12 protein-coding genes and 1 pseudogene are annotated in these 19,167 nt (G+C 61.3%); 7 read left to right on the top strand and 6 right to left on the bottom strand.

The window, feature by feature from the left end:
- Positions 1-1,805 (bottom strand): annotated as a pseudogene (locus tag Q0478_RS00960) (calcium-binding protein); the annotation flags it as partial.
- Between the two features lie 115 nt (positions 1,806-1,920).
- Here Q0478_RS00960 and Q0478_RS00955 point away from each other — a divergent pair.
- Positions 1,921-2,436 (top strand): serine acetyltransferase, encoded by a 516-nt coding sequence (locus Q0478_RS00955; RefSeq protein ID WP_298675163.1) that lies wholly within the window; start codon positions 1,921-1,923, stop codon positions 2,434-2,436.
- 100 nt (positions 2,437-2,536) lie between these two features.
- Here Q0478_RS00955 and Q0478_RS00950 read toward each other — a convergent pair whose 3' ends face one another.
- Positions 2,537-3,829 carry a glycosyltransferase family 4 protein gene (locus Q0478_RS00950; protein WP_298675160.1) on the bottom strand — a complete coding sequence of 431 codons (1,293 nt, stop codon included), beginning with the start codon at positions 3,827-3,829 and terminating at the stop codon, positions 2,537-2,539.
- 5 nt (positions 3,830-3,834) lie between these two features.
- Positions 3,835-5,220 (bottom strand): hypothetical protein, encoded by a 1,386-nt coding sequence (locus Q0478_RS00945; protein ID WP_298675157.1) that lies wholly within the window; start codon positions 5,218-5,220, stop codon positions 3,835-3,837.
- Positions 5,221-5,391: 171 nt separating this feature from the next.
- On the opposite strand from Q0478_RS00945, the gene Q0478_RS00940 reads away from it, so the two are divergent.
- Positions 5,392-6,555, top strand: coding sequence for a glycosyltransferase family 4 protein (locus tag Q0478_RS00940; RefSeq protein ID WP_298675154.1), 1,164 nt, complete (start codon positions 5,392-5,394; stop codon positions 6,553-6,555).
- Here the strand turns inward: Q0478_RS00940 and Q0478_RS00935 are convergent.
- On the bottom strand, positions 6,549-7,235 hold the full coding sequence (locus tag Q0478_RS00935) for a sugar transferase (RefSeq protein WP_366914876.1): 687 nt from the start codon (positions 7,233-7,235) through the stop codon (positions 6,549-6,551). The two genes, Q0478_RS00940 and Q0478_RS00935, sit on opposite strands and share 7 nt — an antisense overlap.
- Positions 7,236-8,287: 1,052 nt before the next feature.
- Between Q0478_RS00935 and Q0478_RS00930 the strand changes: the two genes are divergently transcribed.
- The 5 genes from Q0478_RS00930 (at position 8,288) to Q0478_RS00910 (ending at position 15,571) form a co-directional block, all read left to right on the top strand.
- On the top strand, positions 8,288-11,119 hold the full coding sequence (locus Q0478_RS00930) for a molybdopterin oxidoreductase family protein (protein ID WP_298675148.1): 2,832 nt from the start codon (positions 8,288-8,290) through the stop codon (positions 11,117-11,119).
- On the top strand, positions 11,119-11,952 hold the full coding sequence (locus Q0478_RS00925; protein ID WP_298675145.1) for an alpha/beta hydrolase: 834 nt from the start codon (positions 11,119-11,121) through the stop codon (positions 11,950-11,952). Before Q0478_RS00930 ends, Q0478_RS00925 begins: the two co-directional genes overlap by 1 nt.
- Positions 11,949-12,680 (top strand): 4Fe-4S dicluster domain-containing protein, encoded by a 732-nt coding sequence (locus tag Q0478_RS00920; protein ID WP_298675142.1) that lies wholly within the window; start codon positions 11,949-11,951, stop codon positions 12,678-12,680. Before Q0478_RS00925 ends, Q0478_RS00920 begins: the two co-directional genes overlap by 4 nt.
- Positions 12,680-13,549 (top strand): DmsC/YnfH family molybdoenzyme membrane anchor subunit, encoded by an 870-nt coding sequence (locus tag Q0478_RS00915; RefSeq protein ID WP_298675139.1) that lies wholly within the window; start codon positions 12,680-12,682, stop codon positions 13,547-13,549. The genes Q0478_RS00920 and Q0478_RS00915 overlap by 1 nt, the downstream gene beginning before the upstream one ends.
- 69 nt (positions 13,550-13,618) lie before the next feature.
- Positions 13,619-15,571, top strand: a complete 1,953-nt coding sequence (locus Q0478_RS00910) for a 3-hydroxyacyl-CoA dehydrogenase NAD-binding domain-containing protein (RefSeq protein WP_298675136.1) — start codon at positions 13,619-13,621, stop codon at positions 15,569-15,571.
- Positions 15,572-15,595: 24 nt separating this feature from the next.
- On the opposite strand, the gene Q0478_RS00905 is transcribed toward Q0478_RS00910, so the two are convergent.
- Together Q0478_RS00905 and Q0478_RS00900 are read right to left on the bottom strand one after the other, a co-directional pair.
- Positions 15,596-18,625, bottom strand: a complete 3,030-nt coding sequence (locus Q0478_RS00905) for an aminotransferase class III-fold pyridoxal phosphate-dependent enzyme (RefSeq protein WP_298675133.1) — start codon at positions 18,623-18,625, stop codon at positions 15,596-15,598.
- 203 nt (positions 18,626-18,828) lie between these two features.
- The coding region (locus tag Q0478_RS00900) for a hypothetical protein (protein ID WP_298675130.1) at positions 18,829-19,167 on the bottom strand (339 nt) is incomplete at its 5' end.

The raw sequence follows: 19,167 nt of genomic DNA, 5'->3' as shown, positions 1-19,167 counted from the left end.
TGAACATTCCAGCGCGCGTCTGCCTTTTGCGCCACCCAGCCGGTCTGCGGAAAGATGTGGTTCCAAAGCTCATTGGAGTATTCGACATGGGCCTTCAGGCGCGGATCAAGCTTTGCCTGTGTCAGCTGTGCAAAGGCGCGCACATACCCGTCATCTGCGGCATGGGGCATGCAGATCCCAGGGTCCGCCCCCACCTTATTGGCCAGGCGCAGGATCAGCTCGGCGGGCACCCCCCGCCAGGCATAAGAGAAATGCGCCTCGCGCGGGCGCGACGGCCAGCTGGTGACAGGCGAGCCATTGGTGATCATCCAGTCCATAAACCTGAGGCTGCGAGCGTTTGCGATCCGCTCAATCCAGGCCGGATTGAACACCGCGCCAGCCTCATAAAGCGGAATGTGGTCTTCGCGCAGAATTTCAATATCGCGGATATATGCGCCAGTCCCATTTGGGTCCGTGCTTTCTATCGCGATCGACACCAGCCCCTCGCCGGGTGTGTAGGTGAACCATATTTCGTTTTTTTGGGCGCTAACACCGGGGGCGCCCCGCGTGGTCTGCCCGCGTCCTCTCACTGTCAAACGGCCCTCGCCTTTCCAGCGGATCCTGTAACGGCTGGCCATGTCTGTCGCCTCTGGCGGCTGATCGGTGAGCACAAAACTCTCCAGAACCTGCGCTTCTGCGGGCAAACGGCGCGGATAGCCATGGGCATCCAGCAGGCCACGCCGGGCCAGATCCTCCATTTGCAAAGCGCCCCAGTTTCCATCCACATGCCCCACCCACGGGCGGGCGGTCTTCATGATGTTGAGAAACGGGTGCTGCGTGGACCAGTCCGAAATACCATCCAGCCCGAAAGCCAGCGACGGGTTTTCGAGCTGCCCCTCCGGCACGGCCCCCTGCGGGGCGGGCCGGGCCGGAGGCGCTTGCGCCTGTGTCTCATCCCCTTCAAGCGCCGCGATCTGCGCCAAGATACCCTCAAGGTTGTTGGCCACCAGCGGATGGATTGTGTCCGGCAAGCGCATCTGCGCGGGCGGCGGGCTGTCATAGAGCGCCGGATACAGGATCAACGCCGCCAGGAAATAGAGGGTGGGCGTGCCATGCGGGGCATCATCCAAATACAGCGCCTCCACCGGAACATCCTTCAGAGGCGCCGCACTCAAGAGCTGGGACAGCCGTTGCGCCACAGGCACAAGGCGCAGCCGGGCCTCAGGAGCCGCCGCACGCATTTGCGCCAGGAGCGTCACATACCAGTCATGATAGGCCCCCATGTTGTGGGCATGATATTTGCGCAAGCCCCGCGCCCGCGGCGGAAACCGCCCCGTCACAGCGGCCATTTCAGCCCACCCCTCATAAATCAGCAAGGGCCGCGCGCCCCCCCGCGTCTCCAGCAGCTCAAGCATGGCCGAAAGCGCAGACACCCCCTCCTGATTGTCCCCATCATACGGCACATCCGGTGCCTGATACTGAATGAAATTGGCCGGATTCACCACAATATGTGTCAGATCTGCCTCCTCAAAAGGCACAGTCCGGCCCGGCCAGGCCGAGGGCCCCCCCGCACAGGACCACTTGGCCACAGGGTCCCCGGCGCGCGTGGGATCCCGCGAACCACCCCATTGCCCATCCGCCGCAAAGCCCACGCCGGCCTCTTGCGCCATCTGTCCCAGCCAGTAAGGCACGCTGGTCTGATCACCTCCCCCCAGATGGTTGATCAGCGAATTGCCAAAAAAATAGACCCGCGCATCCTTGGCCAACGCCAAATTTGGCAGGCCAAAGAGCAATGCGAACACCACAGCAGATATACGAAGACACATCTCAAGCTCCCCTCTTGCAGGCAAATACAGTTGCGCTCTAAACTCCAGCGTCAGGACCAAGCTTTACCGCCTGAACAAGGCAGGAATTTGTCGGTGATCAAATTACGAGAGTGCAATGTGTGAAATGCCAAGCCCGCCCAAAGCCGAGATCAGCGCCACAGAGCCCGATTGGAGCCGCGAAACGATCCAGGGCTTCTGGGATCCGGGCCGCAAGTTGTTGCGTGCGATCCGCCGTTACCAGGCCTTGAAAGCCAAGCGCAGCGCCTGGGCCACGCTGGCCTCCAAATACTGGGTTCTCAACCACTGGTTCTGGTCGTTGATCACCCAAAGCGAAATTCACCTGAGCACTCAAATCGGCGGCGGCCTGTGCCTGACCCACCCCACAGGCATCATCATCCACCCACAGGCGCGGATCGGCCCCAATTGCCTGATCTTTCATCAAGTCACCCTGGCCGGGCCGGTGGTGGTTGGGGGCCATGTCGACATCGGGGCCGGCGCCAAGCTGATCGCGCCCCTGACCGTTGCAGACCACGTCGTGATCGGAGCCAACGCCGTTGTCACAAAAAACGTGCCCAGAGAGGTCACAGTGGCCGGGGTGCCCGCACAAATTCTGCCCACACCACCAGCCTGACGGGCTCTGTGCCCTTATACCTGCTTGAGAACCGTCCCGGGGGAGTTTGAGGGGGCGTGCCCCCTCAACGGATCGGATTTGGCGCAGCCAAATTCGAACCTTATACAAAATCCAAACCACGCAAGTCCGAGCCGTCTAACACAGCGCGGTAAAGCGCACAGGCATGGCGTCCCTTTTGCGCCCAGCCGAAGGCACTTTCGGCATAGTGCTGCCCCAGAGCCGCCATCTGCTGCATCTCCTCCGGAGAGGCCAGAGCCGCCTCAAGCGCTGCGCGATAGCCATCCACCATCTGCGCCATCGGTCCGATCGGCACAGCCACCCCGCGCCCCTGCGCGCTCAAAGCGCCCGGAGCGCCGTAATCGGTTACAAAGCATTGCATCCCACAGGCCATGGCCTCGATCACCACGCCCGCGCCCAGCTCGCGGATCGACGGGAAGATAAACCCGTCACATGCCCGCATAAGCGCGGCCACCTCGCTTTGGGTCTTGCGCCCATGCAGGGTCACACTGTCCTGCAAGCCGCAGTCGGCAATCAGCGCTTTGAGCCGCCCCTCCTCTGGGCCGCTGCCCAGGATGTGCAGCTTCTGCGCGCGCAGGGCCGGCGAAGCCGCAAAAGCCCTGATCGGAAGCTCAGGCAGCTTGTAAGGCACCAGCCGGCCCGCATAAAGAAAGTGGCGCTTGCCATCCCTACCCCGCTGCCCGGCGGGCAAGCTGTTGTGCGCATGGAAGATTTCCGGATCAAAGCCGATTTCAGGCACCCGCACGATGCGCGCGTCTTCAACATGTTTGAGATCTGCCCGGGTGTGCTCAAACGCGGTCAGAACCGCCGCCGCCCTGTCATAGGTCGAGCGCGCATAGGGCAACAGTTTGTAAAGGTTGCGCAGCCCCCTGAGGCGCTCTTTCTCGCGGGTTTGTTCCGCTCTGAATTCCTTGGGCCAATCCAGATTGCCGTTCAAGGGACCAATCACAAAAGGCACATCGAGCTTGCGCGCAATATAGCTGGGCAAGGTGGGCGACATGGGGGTGATACGATGCACCAGGTCAAACGCGCCCGCCCGCAGCGCCGGTTTCATCGTCTGCCAGGCCGCGCGCTCAAAGGCCAGATAGGGCAGATAATTCATCATCATAGAGGTCGACCAGGCCACCTCTTCACCACCGCGCAGCCAGCGCGCCAGTTTGAACATGGGGGCCGCGATATACTCGGTGTCAAGGTAATGCACCTGCAAGCCGTCTGCGGCTTTTTCGATGTTCTCACGATTGCGCACATGGGTCAGCAGCGTGACATTGCACAGCTGCGCAATGGCGCGGGCATATTTATAACCCACAATCGGCAGCGAGGGCCATTCAGGGTTGCATTCATCTGCCAGGATAAGGACGTTCAGCCGTGCAGTCATCTGGGTTACATCACCGTTGTCAGGGTCGTTTTGGGCGGGCGCTTTCGGGGCATGTGGTGTTCGGTGTAGCCCAAGAGAGCCCCCCCCAACATCCAGGTCAGCGGCGTGATGGTCGCATTGGGCAACAGATCAAACAGGTTGAAAGCCAAGATCAGGGCCATTGCCCCCAAATAGGGCGATGTGTGGTCCTGCGCGCGCAACACAAAACTGCGCGCAAATAACACGAACAGCGGCCAGCTGAATAAGAGAAACTCGGCCAGATACCCAACCCAGCCAAACACCCCAATTGTGATGATCCAGCGCCCGTCGGTCACCGTCAGCAGCGCCCCGGTCACCGGATCAAGAATATGGTTGCGCCCCCAGCTGCCCCAGCCGAACACCGGTTTGAGATAGGCCCGGTCCAACAGCACCCGCTCGTTGTCAAACCGAAACTTCAGAGAGCCGGCGCGATCTTGGTCAAGCGCAGTGATCCGCTCCAGAATCTGCGCTTCAGGGATCCATTCCAGCCCCTTCATGATCGGATAGCAAACCGCCAACAGCGCCAAAAAAGCCGCCAGCCGGAACTGCCACAAGCGCCCCACCAGCAAGACCATGGGCAACAGCAGCGCCGCATAGGCAATGGCCGCCACCGATTTGCACAGGATCATGATCACAGAGAAGTAGGCACTCAAGCCCGCATACCACAGCTTGGGTTTGCCAGAGGAGTGGCGAAACAACGCCACAGCAGAGCCCAGCATCATCATGGCAAACAAGGCCACCCATAGCCCGTGATACAAGAAAACGATCGGCCGGAATCCGCCAAAGCGGATGAGCTGGTCAAAATTATGCTGATAATAGCCCCAAATCCAGAAGTTGAGTTGCGGGCTCAGGCGCACTTCCACCAACATGAGCAGCGAATAAGCAAACCCCAGCGCAACAAAGCCAAACAAGATGTCGCGCTGATCGGCTTCGCTGCGCAAGAAACTATAGGCCAAAACAAAGGGCATCAGGATCATCGCCTGCTGCACCATGAGGGCAGCAGCCTCGATCAGCCGCAGCCCCGGCAAGCCCACCTGTCCAAAAAACACCGGTTCAGAATTTGTCAGCACCGTGGCGAGTGGCGTGGCCACAAAGAGCACCATCAAAGCTTTGGCCACAAGCGAGCGTGGCAAATAGAGACTGTCCTTTCCATACAGGAAGACACACATCCCAAAAGCCGCCAGCGCGGCAATCGAATCCTTGTCCAGAGGGGGCATGGCCGGAAAGTCAAAAACCGCAGGCGGCGGCGGCAAAAACAGATAGGCCGCCAGCAACGACCAGATCAGCGCCCGCCCGACAGGCAGCTTGTAAAACAGAATGACGGAAATAAGCGGCCAGCTTGCCAGCACAAGATAGGCGAGTGCATTTGGCATCTTCTTACTCTTCCCGCTGCACCTTAACCCAAACTGCCTCTGTTTTAGCAAGTCAGCCCGGGTTTGTCGCATGTTTCTTCGCATTTGCCCCATTTTGGCCGACAATCCTGCGTATTCTGGCCCACTGGTTCGGCCATAGGCTTAAAGAGAGCCTTTGCAGAAAGACACATGATGAAAATTGCCTACCTCTGCGATATCAGCCCCGAGCACAGCGCACCCTATTCGGGGGGCAATGCACGAATCTACCAGGCGCTGCGCCAACATGTGGGCGATGTCGATATCCTGCCGCAAAGCTGGGGGGGCGCGGAGCCTGTACGCCGGGCGCTCTATGCTTTGCCGCAAGGGGCCAATCTGCGGTTGCGTTGGCGGCTGCATTTGCTGCTCGCGCCGATGATCACCCGCGCACTCACTGCGGCGTTGAGCGCAAAGCGCTATGATGTGCTTTTTGGGGCCTATTCCTTTCAGTCTTTGGCCGCGCTCAGCCCCCCTTATCCGCTGCTGAAGGCCTTTACCTCCGATGCCAGCTTTTCCATCTACAAGCGCTCCGAGGTGGGACAGAGCTTTGGCTCTTCGTGGCTGTCGCGCCATCTTTTAGACCCTGTCACTCTGCGGGCGGAGCGCAAGATCTACCGAAATCTCGATCTGGCGCTCTGGCCCTCGGAGTGGCTCAAGCGCGAGGCTGAGACGCTGTATGGGCTGGCCCCCTCCCAAAGTATGGTGGTGCCTTGGGGCGCAAATATCGACCCGCCCCCAGCGCCCACACGTGCTCTCACGCGCGCGCAAGCACTGACGAAGAGCGCGCCACTGCGTCTGCTCCTTGTGGGCCGTGATTGGCAGGCCAAGGGCGGGCCAACCGCGTTTGAAACCCTCATGCAGCTGCGCCAACGCGGCTATGACGCGCGGCTCACAGTGATCGGGACAACTCCGCCCGCATCCCAGCAGAATGCATATGTGCGCGTCCATCCGCACTTGGACAAGACACGCCCTGATGAGCGGGCCACGTTTGAAGCCGCCTTTCGCAGCGCCCATTTTATGGTGCAACCCAGTTTTGAGAGCTGGGGGTTTGCCTTCTGCGAAGCTGCCGCCTACGGGCTACCTGTGCTCTGTCTTGCTGTGGGCGGGGTGCCTGTGCGCAACGGGGTGAGCGGCCATGCGCTGCACAGTGATGCCAGCGCAACAGAGTTCACAGCGTTGATCGAGCAATACCTCCACACCCCAGACGCCTATGCCGCCTTGCGCCAGACGGCGCGCAAAGACTATGAAACACGGCTCAACTGGGATAGCTGGGGCAAGACGGTTCAAAAGGCGTTGCACGCCCGCCGGTTGGCTCAGTAGCCCGTGCCGCGCGCCACAACCCGCACCGTGCAACACATCACTTTCACATCTTGGAGCAAGCTGAGGTCCTTGTAATAGGCGGTGTCATATTCGGCGCGCTGTGCAAAGCTTGTCTCGTTGCGCTCTGAAATCTGCCAATATCCGGTGATCCCCGGGCGCATCGCGTAATAGGCGCGCCCCGGATACAACCCTTCTTGCCCCACCATCATGGGCCTGGGGCCAACAAGGGACATATCGCCCAACAACACGTTCAAAAGCTGGGGAAGCTCATCCAGCGAGCTCTTGCGCAAGACACGGCCAAAAAATGTGATGCGCGGGTCTGCCTTGAGTTTCTGGGTCTTGTCCCATTCCGCCCGCGCCTGAGGGTTGCGTGCCAGATAGGCGTCAAGGATCTGGTCAGCATCGGCCACCATCGTGCGCAGTTTGAACATCCTGAAATGGCGCCCGTTTTGGCCCACCCGCTTCTGGCTATACAGCGGAGCCCGCCCGTCCAGCGCAATCAGCGCCATGAGCGGCACCAACAAAAAGACAGCAGGAACAGCAGCCAAAAGCACCAGCACAACATCCAGCACCCGTTTGCCATAAACACGGTAGAGCCCCGCAAACTGCGCAACAGGCTTGGCCGCAAGCAGATGGTGCAACTCGGCGCTGTTCAATCGGCTGGAGACACGTTCGTTCATCTTTACACCCATGTGCCTTGAGCCAACCAGCCAAAGACATACCAACTACTTTGTGCTGCCAGAAAGATGTTTGCGATGGGCGCATCAGAGCCAAGGCACTCCTAGGGCGACCTGCCGCATGATCCGTCAGCTTTCGTATGGCACGGTCCTGGCAGCTTCGCCCGCGCCGAAAGTCAGACATCTGCGCGCTGTCCCCCAAGCGCTTTGCCGATCCCCCCTGATAAGTGCACAGCGGTTGTTCGGAGTTTTTTTCTAGCCACGCGTGCGCTTCTGAGTCAATTCAGGATAAATTTTAGGAAACTCGTCCCCAAAAATCTTAACCTCAAGCCGACACGTTCTGATTGCGGCTTGCCCCGGCCAAAAGGCCTCAAGCCCGCCCGCCGCCGATGGCCGTGGCTGGCCTGCGCATACCCCCTTGGCCCAGGCGCCAGCCCCAAACAGCCCGGCGAGTCATGGGGCAGGTTTGTGGCCGTGTTGGAAACAGTCCACCCCAATCCCCTGCATAATGCCCTGCGCGCGGCACAATCGCAGCTGAGAACCGCAAAATTCGATCGATTTTTGCCCCTGCCACAAAGGCGTTGCGGCGCAGAGTCTTGCGCAGTTTGCGGCGCCATACCGGCTCAGGCGGCTCTCAGGCGCAGGCGGCACGGCACTCTGCTCAGAGGCGATAGGCTGTGCTCTTGTGACCGATGACTGTGCTCAGTTGAGAAACAGTCTTTTTTGCGCTGGCCGGCCCCAGACCACCGGCTGACCCGCCAATTCGGGCCAGCGGGCCGCAGGCGTAACACTGATTCGAACCGCTGTGGCGCCATCGGCCCAGCCCGTGCCAGGCCACGGGCGCGCCAAACACAGCGCCGCTAAGTCCAGTTCTGCGTCACGCTTCATGCCAGCCAGAGAGCAGCCTCAGGCAAATTCATTTTTTTCCAGAGCCTTAGCAAACACACTTTGCATTTGCAGCCGCCATTTCCCTTTGACCTTGCAACAGAGTTTGCGCATTCTTCACACAACAGGGATCCTGCGCGCTGCGCGCACCAGCAAAGACGAAAGAGCCAATGGCCATATCCAACGAAAAGGTGCCTGCGCGCCCGTCGCCCCATGTTTCTGACGAAATTCGCAAAACCACTTGCTACATGTGCGCCTGCCGCTGCGGGATTGACGTGCATTTGCAGGACGGCAAGGTCAAATATATCGAGGGCAACAAGGACCACCCTGTCAACAAGGGTGTGCTCTGCGCCAAGGGCTCTGCCGGGATCATGCAGCACTACTCCCCCGCCCGCCTACGCGCACCGATGAAGCGGGTTGGTCCGCGCGGCTCAGGGCAGTTCGAGGAGATCAGCTGGGAGGAGGCTTACACTCTGGCTGAAAGCTGGCTGCGCCCCCTGCGCGAAACCGCCCCTGAAAAGCTCGCCTTCTTCACAGGGCGCGACCAGTCGCAAAGTTTCACAAGCCTCTGGGCGCAGGCTTTCGGCACGCCCAATTATGCGGCCCACGGCGGCTTTTGCTCGGTCAACATGGCCGCGGCGGGCATCTATACGATGGGTGGCGCTTTCTGGGAGTTTGGCCAGCCCGACTGGGAGCGCACCAAGATGTTCATGATCTTCGGTGTGGCCGAAGACCATGACAGCAACCCCATCAAGATCGGCATTGGCAAGCTCAAGGAACGCGGCGCGCGCATTGTCGGCGTGAACCCTGTGCGCTCGGGATACAACGCTGTGGCAGATGATTGGGTCGGGATCACACCGGGCACAGACGGGCTCTTTATTATGGCGATGATCCATGAGCTGCTGAAGGCCGGAAAGATCGACCTTGAATACCTCACCCGCTACACCAACGCAGGTTTTCTTGTAAATTGCGCCGAGAGCGGGCCGAACAAGGGGCTTTTCCTGCGCGCCGAAAATGGCAAGGCGCAGGTGATCGACCGCGCCACAGGCAAGCGCGCCGATTATGACGCCAAGGGCGTAAAGCCCGCCCTCACAGGCCAGCACCGCCAAGCTGGCGAGACCTATCGCCCCGCCTTTGAGCTTCTGGCCGAGCAATATATGAGCGATGAGTATGCCCCCGAGGCCGTGGCCGAGCGCTGCGGTGTTCCTGCCGCGCGCATCAAGGCGCTGGCCGCCGATCTGGCGCGCGTGGCCTTTGAAGAAGAGATCGTCATCAACCAGCCCTGGACCGACTGGAAAGGCGAGCGCCACGAGAAGATGATCGGCCGCCCCGTGAGCTTTCACGCGATGCGCGGTATCTCGGCGCATTCCAACGGCTTCCAGACCTGCCGCGCGCTGCATATTCTGCAAATCCTGCTTGGCTCGGTCGAGGTGCCCGGCGGCTTCCGCTTCAAACCGCCCTACCCCAAACCGCCCGAGGCGCACCCCAAACCCCATGCAGGCTACAAGGCAGGGCAGCCGCTCGATGGGCCGCACCTTGGCTATCCGATGGGGCCAGAACATCTCTTGATTGACGAGGCCGGCGAGCCCAAACGGATCGACAAGGCGTTCAGCTGGGAAAACCCGTTCAGCGCCCATGGCCTCATGCATATGGTCATTTCCAATGCCCACGCGGGCGTGCCCTACAAGATCGACACGCTGTTCATGTATATGGCCAACATGGCGTGGAACTCCTCGATGAACACCTCCTCGGTGATCGAGATGCTCACCGACACGGACGCGCGCGGCGCTTATGTCATCCCGCATATCATCTATTCCGATGCCTATAGCTCGGAGACGGTGGCCTATGCCGACCTTATCTTGCCTGACACAACCTATCTTGAGCGCCACGATTGCATCAGCCTTCTCGATCGCCCGATTTGCGAGGCCGATGCCGCCGCCGATGCAATCCGCTGGCCTGTGGTTGAGCCTGACCGCAATGTGAAGGGCTTTCAATCCGCGCTTTGTGACCTTGGTGCGCGGCTGGCTCTGCCCGGCTTTGTCAACGAGGACGGCAGCCAGAAATATGCCGACTATGCCGACTATATCGTCAGCCACGAGCGCCGCGCAGGTGTTGGCCCCTTGGCGGGCTTTCGCGGTGAAGATGGCCGCGAGGAAGGCCGCGGCGCGCCCAACACAGAGCAGCTTGAGCGCTATATCGAAAACGGCGGCTTCTGGGTCAGCCACCTCCCCGAAGAGGCGCAATTCTACAAGCCCTGGAACCAAGCCTATCAGGACTGGGCCGTGAAGATCGGCCTGTTTGATGCGCCCCAGCCCTATGTGTTCAACCTTTACCTTGAGCCGATGCGCAAGATGCAGCTTGCCGCCGAGGGCCATGGCGAGCGCCAGCCGCCGGAGCATCTGCGCGCGCGCATGATCGAGACGATGTCACCCCTGCCACATTGGTATGCGCCTTTCGAGGAAGCGCAGGTCTCAGAAGAAGAGTTCCCGCTGCACGCCCTCACCCAGCGCCCGATGCATATGTATCACTCCTGGGGCAGCCAGAACGCCTGGTTGCGCCAGATCACCGGTGTGAACAAGATGTTCATCCCCGGCGCGCTCTGGGAAGAGCACGGCTTTGCCGAGGGCGATTGGGCCTATGTCACCTCGCCGCACGGGCGCATCAAAGTGCCGGTCGCGCGGATGGACGGGGTGAACGGCAAGACCATCTGGACATGGAACGCCATCGGCAAAAAGCGTGGCGCTTGGGCTTTGAGCGAAGACGCGCCCGAGGCCACACAGGGTTTCCTGCTCAACCACCTGATCAACGAGCTTCTGCCCCCCAAGGGCGACGGGCTGCGCTGGGCCAACTCCGACCCTGTCACAGGCCAAGCCGCGTGGTTTGATCTGCGTGTGCGCATCGAGAAAGCCCCAAAGGGCGCACCGAGCGAGCCGACCCTACCTTCGCAGGAAAGCCCCGTGGGCCAAGCACCCAAGAACGTGACCTATGGAGACACATTCTAATGCGTATTCAAAAGGTTACAGGCGGCGGTGGGGTGAAACTCCATGTCACGGACCAAGGGCCAGAAGATGCGCCCGCGCTTCTGTTCATTCACGGCTGGTCGCAGCATTCTGTCTGCTGGGCCGCTCAGGCCCCGCTGGCTGCGCGCTTTCGCGTGGTGGCGCTTGACTTGCGCGGCCATGGCAGTTCGGACGCGCCCCAAGACGAAGCCGCCTATAGCGACACGGCGCTCTGGGGCGATGACATCCATGCGGTGGTCACCGAACTGGGCCTCAAACAGACCGTGCTCATCGGCTGGTCCTATGGCGCGCGCGTCATTGCCTCCTACATTGCCACGCACGGGCAAGAGGCCATCGCGGGCATTGTCCCTGTCGGCGGGGTGATCGCCATAGGGGCGGCCCGCGAGCCTTGGATGACAAGCGAGGCCAGCCCCGCGCTCAACAAGGACCTCTACACCTCCGATCAGGCCCGCCTGCTCACCGCCACGGCGCAATTTGTGGACGATTGCACCTATGCGCCCCTGCCGCGCCCTATCTACGGCACGCTGGTGGGCGCGAATATGCTTGTCAGCCCGCTGGTGCGCCGCGCGCTTTTTGCCGGCACGATTGACTGCCGCGCGGTCTGGGCCAACTTTACCAAACCCGCGCTGGTGATCCACGGCGCCGAGGACCGTATCGTTGTGCCCCCCGTCGGCGAGGCTGCCGCAGCGGCGCTGCCCAACAGCGCGCTTTCGATGTGGCCAAAAACGGGCCACGCGCCCTTTGCCGAGCACCCCGAACGCTTCAACACCGAGCTGGCCGCCTTTGCCGCCAAAGCCTGTCAGGAGGCCGCATGACCACCCTGCCGCAATCCACCGAGAAAAAGCTCGGCCTTGTCATTGATCTTGACACCTGCGTCGGCTGTCAGGCCTGCGTTGTTTCTTGCAAGGAATGGAACACCTCCAACTACGGCGCGCCGCTCTCTGATGTGGACGCCTACGGGGCCGAGCCACAGGGAACCTTCCTCAACCGCGTGCACAGCTTTGAGGCCCAGCCCGAAACGGGATGCTCACAGACCGTGCATTTCCCCAAGTCCTGCCTACACTGCGAAGATGCGCCCTGCGTCACCGTCTGCCCGACAGGCGCAAGCTACAAGCGCGAGGAAGACGGGATTGTGCTGGTCAACGAGGCCGATTGTATGGGCTGCGGGCTCTGTGCCTGGGCCTGCCCTTACGGCGCGCGCGAGCTGGATGAAATCTTCGGTGTGATGAAGAAATGCACCCTCTGCGTGGACCGCATTTACAACGAGAACATCCCCGAGGAAGACCGTGTCCCCTCTTGCGTGCGCACCTGCCCCGCCGGTGCGCGCCACTTTGGCGACCTGGGCGACCCTGAGAGTGACGTGAGCAAGCTTGTCACCGCACGCGAAGGGATGGACCTTATGCCCGAGCTGGGAACCAAGCCTGTGAACAAATATCTGCCCCCGCGCCTGAAGGACCAATCCTCAGACGCCGCCCTTGCCCCACAGCACACAAACGCCAAGGGCTTGTTCGCTTGGCTCGATAAAGCGCTGGAGAAACTCTGATGCATCCCGCCCCTTCCGTCATCGCTTTCACCACGCTTTCGGGCCTCGGCTTCGGACTTCTGTTCTGGCTCGGCCTTGGCTTGCCGCCTGTGACAGGCTGGGTGGCCTTCGTATTTTTCGCGCTGGCCTATGCGCTCGCCGTGGGCGGGCTTCTGGCCTCGGTGGCGCATCTGGCAAACCCCAAGAACGCCATAAAGGCTTTCAGCCAATGGCGCTCCAGCTGGCTGTCACGCGAGGGCATCGCCGCCATCGCCGCGCTGCTTCTCATGGCTGTTTTTGCCAGCGGCATTATTTTCTTTGACGTGCGCCTGCGTGTTGTCGGCGTGCTCGGCGCGCTTCTCTGCCTCACAACCGTTTTCACCACTTCGATGATCTACACCCAGCTCAAGACCGTGCCACGCTGGAACATGTGGACAACGCCGCCTGTTTTTCTGCTGCATGCCTTGGCGGGTGGCGCGCTGCTCGCAGGGCAGACACGCTTGGCCGCAGTTCTGCTCACCGTGTTGGGCGTGCTCATGGTCTGGGCCTGGATTGCAGGCGATGAAAAGGGCCGCGCCGGCTCCACAATGGAGAGCGCCACGGGCCTTGGGCGCATCGGTAAAGTGCGCCTGCTTGAGCCGCCCCATTCGGGCGAGAACTATCTCCTCAAGGAAATGGCCTATCAGGTGGGGCGCAAACATGCGGTGAAACTCAGGGTCATCGCGCTTGGGCTCGGCATCATCCTGCCCGCGGCGCTCATGCTCTTGTTGTCTGTCACCCATTTCATCGGCTTTATCGCGGTGCTCTCGCATCTTGTCGGCATCGCGGCGGGCCGCTGGCTCTTTTTTGCCGAGGCCGAACATGTGCAGGCGCTTTACTACGGAAGATAACCGACCGCGCGGTTGACTTTTCAGACACTGCGGGACAGGCTCCTCGCAACCAATAATAGGAGCGCGCCCATGTCTGTTGTCACCACCCAAATGCACGGCAACATTGCCGTCGTCACAATCGACAACCCGCCCGTCAACGCCGCCTCACAGGCTGTGCGCCAAGGGCTGATGGAGGCGCTGCACGCCACTGAAGCCAGCCAGCCCGCCGCCGTGGTGCTCACCTGCGCGGGGCGCACCTTCGTTGCGGGCGCTGACATCCGCGAATTTGACAAGCCTTTCCTTGAACCGGGCCTTCCCGAGCTTCTCAACGCCATCGAAGGTGCCACGCGCCCCTGGGTGGCCGCCATTCACGGCACAGCTCTTGGCGGTGGTTGCGAGCTGGCGCTGGCTTGCTCGCACCGCATCGGCGCGGCCACTGCCAAGATCGGCCTGCCCGAAGTAAACCTCGGCCTCATTCCCGGTGCGGGTGGCACCGTGCGGATGCCCCGCCTGATCGCCCCCATCGAAGCCGCCCGCCTCGCCGTGACGGGCAAGCCCATCAGCGCAAGCGAGGCCCACAAACTCGGGCTGTTTGACGCCGTGGCCGAAGGCGAGCTGCTTGACGCCGCCATTCAGCTGGCAAAGGACGCCGCCGCAAAGCCGCTGCCCGCGCCCCTGCTCACCCGCGATGCGCCCGAAGTGGACCGCGCCACATGGGACGCGGCCATGGCCAAGCTCACCGCCAAGGCGCGTGGCCAAACCTCACCCCATGAAGCCGCCGCTGCCGTGCGCGATGCACTTGATCATGACGGCGTCACAGCTCTCGGGCTTGAGCGCGAGCGCTTCATGCGCCTGAAAGCCTCGCCGCAATCTGCCGCGCTGCGCTATATCTTCTTTGCCGAGCGTATGGTGGGCAAAACCCCGCACACCAAGGGCGTTGCCCCCCGCCCACTCGCCGAAATCGGCGTTGTCGGAGGCGGCACCATGGGGGCAGGCATCGCCGCCGCCGCTCTGCTTGCGGGGCTGCCTGTCACGATGGTGGAGCGCGACACAGACGCCGCCAACGCAGGTGCGGCCCGTGTTGAAGGCATCCTAGGAGGGTCGCTCAAACGCGGGCTGATCAGTGAGACCAAACACGCCGCCCTCCTCGCCAAGTTCACCACCGCAACAGACTATGCCGCTTTGGCCAAGGCTGACCTCGTGATCGAAGCGGTGTTTGAGGATATGGACGTGAAAAAGCAGGTCTTCGCTGCGCTCGACGCCGCCTGCAAGCCCGAGGCGGTGCTGGCCAGCAACACCTCCTATCTTGACGTGAATGAAATCGCCGCCAGCGTGCGCGAGCCTGCCCGCGTTGTCGGGCTGCACTTCTTCTCGCCGGCGCATATCATGAAACTGCTGGAGATCGTTGTGCCCGAGACTGTGGCCGATGATGTGCTGGCAACAGCGCTGGCACTCGCAAAAACCCTGCGCAAGCTGCCCGTGCTGGCGGGCGTCTGTGACGGGTTTATCGCCAACCGGATCATGACATCTTATCGCCGCGAAGCCGACTACCTCTTGGAAGATGGCGCATTGCCCTACGAAATAGACGCCGCCATGCGTGCCTACGGGATGCCCATGGGTATTTTCGAGATGCAGGATCTTGCCGGGCTTGATATCGGCTGGGCGGCCCGCAAACGCCGTGCGGCCACCCGGCCCGCACACCAACGCTACGTGGAGATTGCCGATCGCATCTGCGAACAGGGCCACTTTGGCCGCAAGACGGGGCAAGGCTGGTATCTCTATGGCGAAGACGGCAAGCCCACGCGCAACCCAGAGGTCGAAGCGCTGGTTCTGGAAGAGGCAGACCGCAAAGGCATTCGCCGTCAAAGCTTTGAAGCCTCAGACATCATGGCGCGCATTCTTGCCTGTATGCAGAGCGAGGGCCAAGCCATATTGGACGAGGGCATCGCCGCCAGCCCGCAGGACATTGATGTGACCATGGTCAATGCCTTCGGTTTCCCGCGTTGGAAAGGCGGGCCGATGTTCCAACGCACCACAGGGTAAACCGGCACGCAGGCAAAGGCAGCCCTACTGGGCCGTCAAAGCCTCCACCTCGCCAAGGGCGGTGCCAAGCCCGTGCAGGATCATGTCAATGTCTTCCGCGTCAATCGTCAGCGGTGGGCGTATCTTGAGGATATTGTCCGCAGGCCCCTCGGTCCCTATGAGAATACGCTGGGCGCGCAGGCGCTCTTTGACATACTGCGCCACGGCCTGCGCTGGTGTTTTGGTGTCACGGTCGGTGACCAGATCAACGCCCACAAACAGGCCAAACCCGCGCAGATCGCCAATATGTGGGTGCTTAGCCTGCAACAGGTCCAAACCGGCCCGCAAGCGCGCGCCCATCACGCGGGCGTTTTCCATCAGCCCTTCTTCATCCACGATGTTCAACACCTCAAGGCCGATCCGGCAAGAGAGTGTGGAGCCGCCAAAGGTAGAGAAATATTCAGGGCCTTGGGCAAATGCCTCCGAGATCTCTCGGGTCGTGACCACAACCCCCATCGGATGGCCGTTGCCAATCGGCTTGCCCAACACGACAATATCAGGCGTCACACCCTGCTCTTCAAAACCAAAGTAATGGCTGCCCAAGCGGCCAAGGCCAGTCTGAACTTCGTCGGCAATGCAAATACCCCCCGCCGCGCGGATGCGTTTGTAAACACCTCGCAAATAGCCCTTGGGCGGGATGATCTGCCCGCCCACGCTGGGGTAGGTCTCGGCGATAAAGCCTGCCAGCTTGCCGCCGCGCGCCGCGATCCGCGCAAGCGCCCCCTCCACCTGGGCCGCATATAGCGCGCCACAGTCAGCCGTTTCATAGCCAAAGCGGCCCCGGTAGCCATCGGCCACATCAACCAGCTGCACCCAATCGGGCTGGCCCACGCCACCCTTGGCGTTGAACTTGTAGGCCGATATGTCGATCGCTCCCGTGGTGTTGCCGTGATAGCCGTGATCTGGCGTGATCATATCGCGCCCGCCGCTGGCCGCCCGCGCCAGACGCAGCGCCAGCTCGTTGGCCTCGCTGCCCGAGTTTACGAAATAGCAGACTTCCAGCCCCTCGGGCATTTTGGAGCAGAGCTTCTCGGCAAACGCCACCTGCGCGGGGTGCAGATAGCGGGTGTTTGAATTTATCCGCTTGAGCTGGTCCGCCGCCACCGCCTGAATGCGCGGATGGGCATGGCCCACATGCGGCACGTTGTTATAGGCATCCAGATAGGGCCGCCCCCAGGCATCAAACAGATGATGCTTCCAGCCCCGCAACAGCATAAGCGGGGTCTCATAGCTGAGCTTCAGGTTGGGTGCGAAATGATGCTTGCGCCCTTGCGCCACCTCGGCCACATCGCGTGTGACATAGCCTGTTTTTTCATCCGGCAGGTTTAGCAGAGCAGCCGGATTGGGGCAGACCGCTCCCCAGAGATACATCTCGTCTGGATCGGCCACACCGGGCCAGTCAGCGCCCATGCCCTCGGTTGTCAGGGCAAGCTGGAAATGCACATGCGGCGCCCAGCCGCCCGACTGGGTGACATCGCCCAAATGCGCCAGAAGCGCCCCTTTCTCAATCTGCTCTCCCACAGAGAGGCGTGTGCAGATCTCCGGGTTCAAATGGCCATACAACGTGAAGAACTCATCTCCCTCGGGCGTCTGATGCCGCAGGATGAGCACACCGCCGTAATCCAGATGCGCAGGCCGGTATTCCACGACATGCACAGTTCCCGCAAGCGGCGCATAGATCGGGGTTTGTGCCTCTGCAAAGACATCCACCGCAATATGCACCGTGCGCCGGTTGGAGGCCTTCCAGGGGCCACGCCTGAAAAACGGCGCCGTATAGATCAAGCGCGGTTCATTGTAATATCCGAGCCAAACGGCCCCCGCCTGATTGTATTCCGCGCCAATCGTGGCAGCCTCCTGAAGCGGCAAGTCAAACGGGTTTTGCGGGCTTGCGGAGGCCTCAACAGACAGCGACCCCATCGGTGCGCTTGCCAGATCTTTGCCAAAGAGCGGCGCAAAATTGCCACGCTCAGATCTCAACCACGCCAGGATCCGCGGGGCAGCTTCCGTCACCGGCAGCCCGCAGGCTGCCCTAAGCCGGGCCCGCAAGAGGCCCTCCTCTTCCAGCCCGCGCTCCAGAAACGCCCAAGCCGGTTTCTGAGAGACGACCACATAGGGGTCATCCGGGCTTTCCTGCGCCATCAGGCTGGAGTTCACCACACTGACCGCAAGGCGCATCCGCATGAGCGGATAGATCAGATCAATCTCCGCAGGCTGCAACGGGTTGGCCGCATGATACGCCGCAACAAAGGTGGCCAGCACCTCCTCCGGAGCCTGCTGGCCCAAAACGACATAGGCGCAGGCAATCGCAAGATTGCAGATCCGGGGGCTCAGGCACATGTCACCAAGATCAATCACCCCGGTGACACGGGGGGGCGTCGCGAGCGTTGCGCTGACGAGTATGTTGTAATCATTGACATCGTTGTGAATGGCCACCTGCGGCAGCGCCAAGGCCTGCGGCTTGATCTTGCGATAGGCGGTTAGAATGTCTGTCAGCAAACCCTGTCGCTCAGGCGAGCCTGCCACATCCAGCGCCTCCGAAATCCAATCGGCCTGCATCAAATTCCACTTGAAGTCGCGCGCCAAAGCCGGGTGGCTGAAATCGGCCAAAGCCGCATCAATCTTGCCCAGCGTATAGCCCAGATTGGCCAGCAAGGGCGCAGACTTGGGCAAGACCTCGGCATATACCCGCCCGTTCAGCTTTTGCAGCACCCAGACGATCCGCTCGGCACCTGCGTCATCCGCAACGCGCAAGAACGGCGCTCCGCAAGGCAAGGGCAGGCTTTCGGGCACAGGCAGCAGCGGTGCGCGCGCCTTCAGATGCGCCAGCGCCTCACATTGCATCGCCACCAATTCAGAGGCGCACCCCACACGCATGACTTTCAGGACATAATCTGCCCCACCAGAGCCTGCACCGCCTGACGCGAGAAAGTTGAGGTCATATTCTCCTGCCAGCGGTGTCAGGCTCGCTTCAATGCCCCAATGCTCTTGCAATACCTGTTGCCAATATGCGCTCATGCCCGCCCCCAACCTGTGATGTGCCGCCTAACAAAAAGTCCGAAACACGCGCGAACCCTAAATCAAGCCACACCCCACAGACCAGCTAAACCTGCGGACTCTGCTTGAAAAGCACCCCAGCGCAACGGGGACAGCCTCACAACGCGGCACCACCGCCCTGGCGAGCGCTCTCAGCGCTGCAACAGCGAAAGCCTTTAGGGCCGTTATCCAAGAAACGGGTCATAGGTATAATCTGTTTCCAGCAATTGGCCGGCGGCGTCATAGGTTTGCACATAGCTCTGCCAATCATAAACATCCGCGACATCAACCATCGTGCGCTGGCTGAGCACCCCTTCGGCTGTGTAATCCGCATCCAGCTCGCGGCCATCGTCATAGCTCACGCGGTAGTCCACCCGCGTGACCCCGTCGGCGGCATAGGTCGTGGTGTGGCTGCTCCAGGCGTGGGCATCTTGCGCGTCAACCACCGAGCGCTGGCTGCGCACCCCTTCGGCTGTGTAATCCACATCTACCTCGCGGCCATCGTCATAGCTCGCGCGGTAGTC

This window comes from uncultured Lentibacter sp., from assembly GCF_937123735.1.
Taxonomy (GTDB): Bacteria; Pseudomonadota; Alphaproteobacteria; order Rhodobacterales; family Rhodobacteraceae; genus Lentibacter.
Note: the sequence above shows the minus strand (reverse complement) of the source record. Positions and strands in the feature narration are given on the sequence as shown.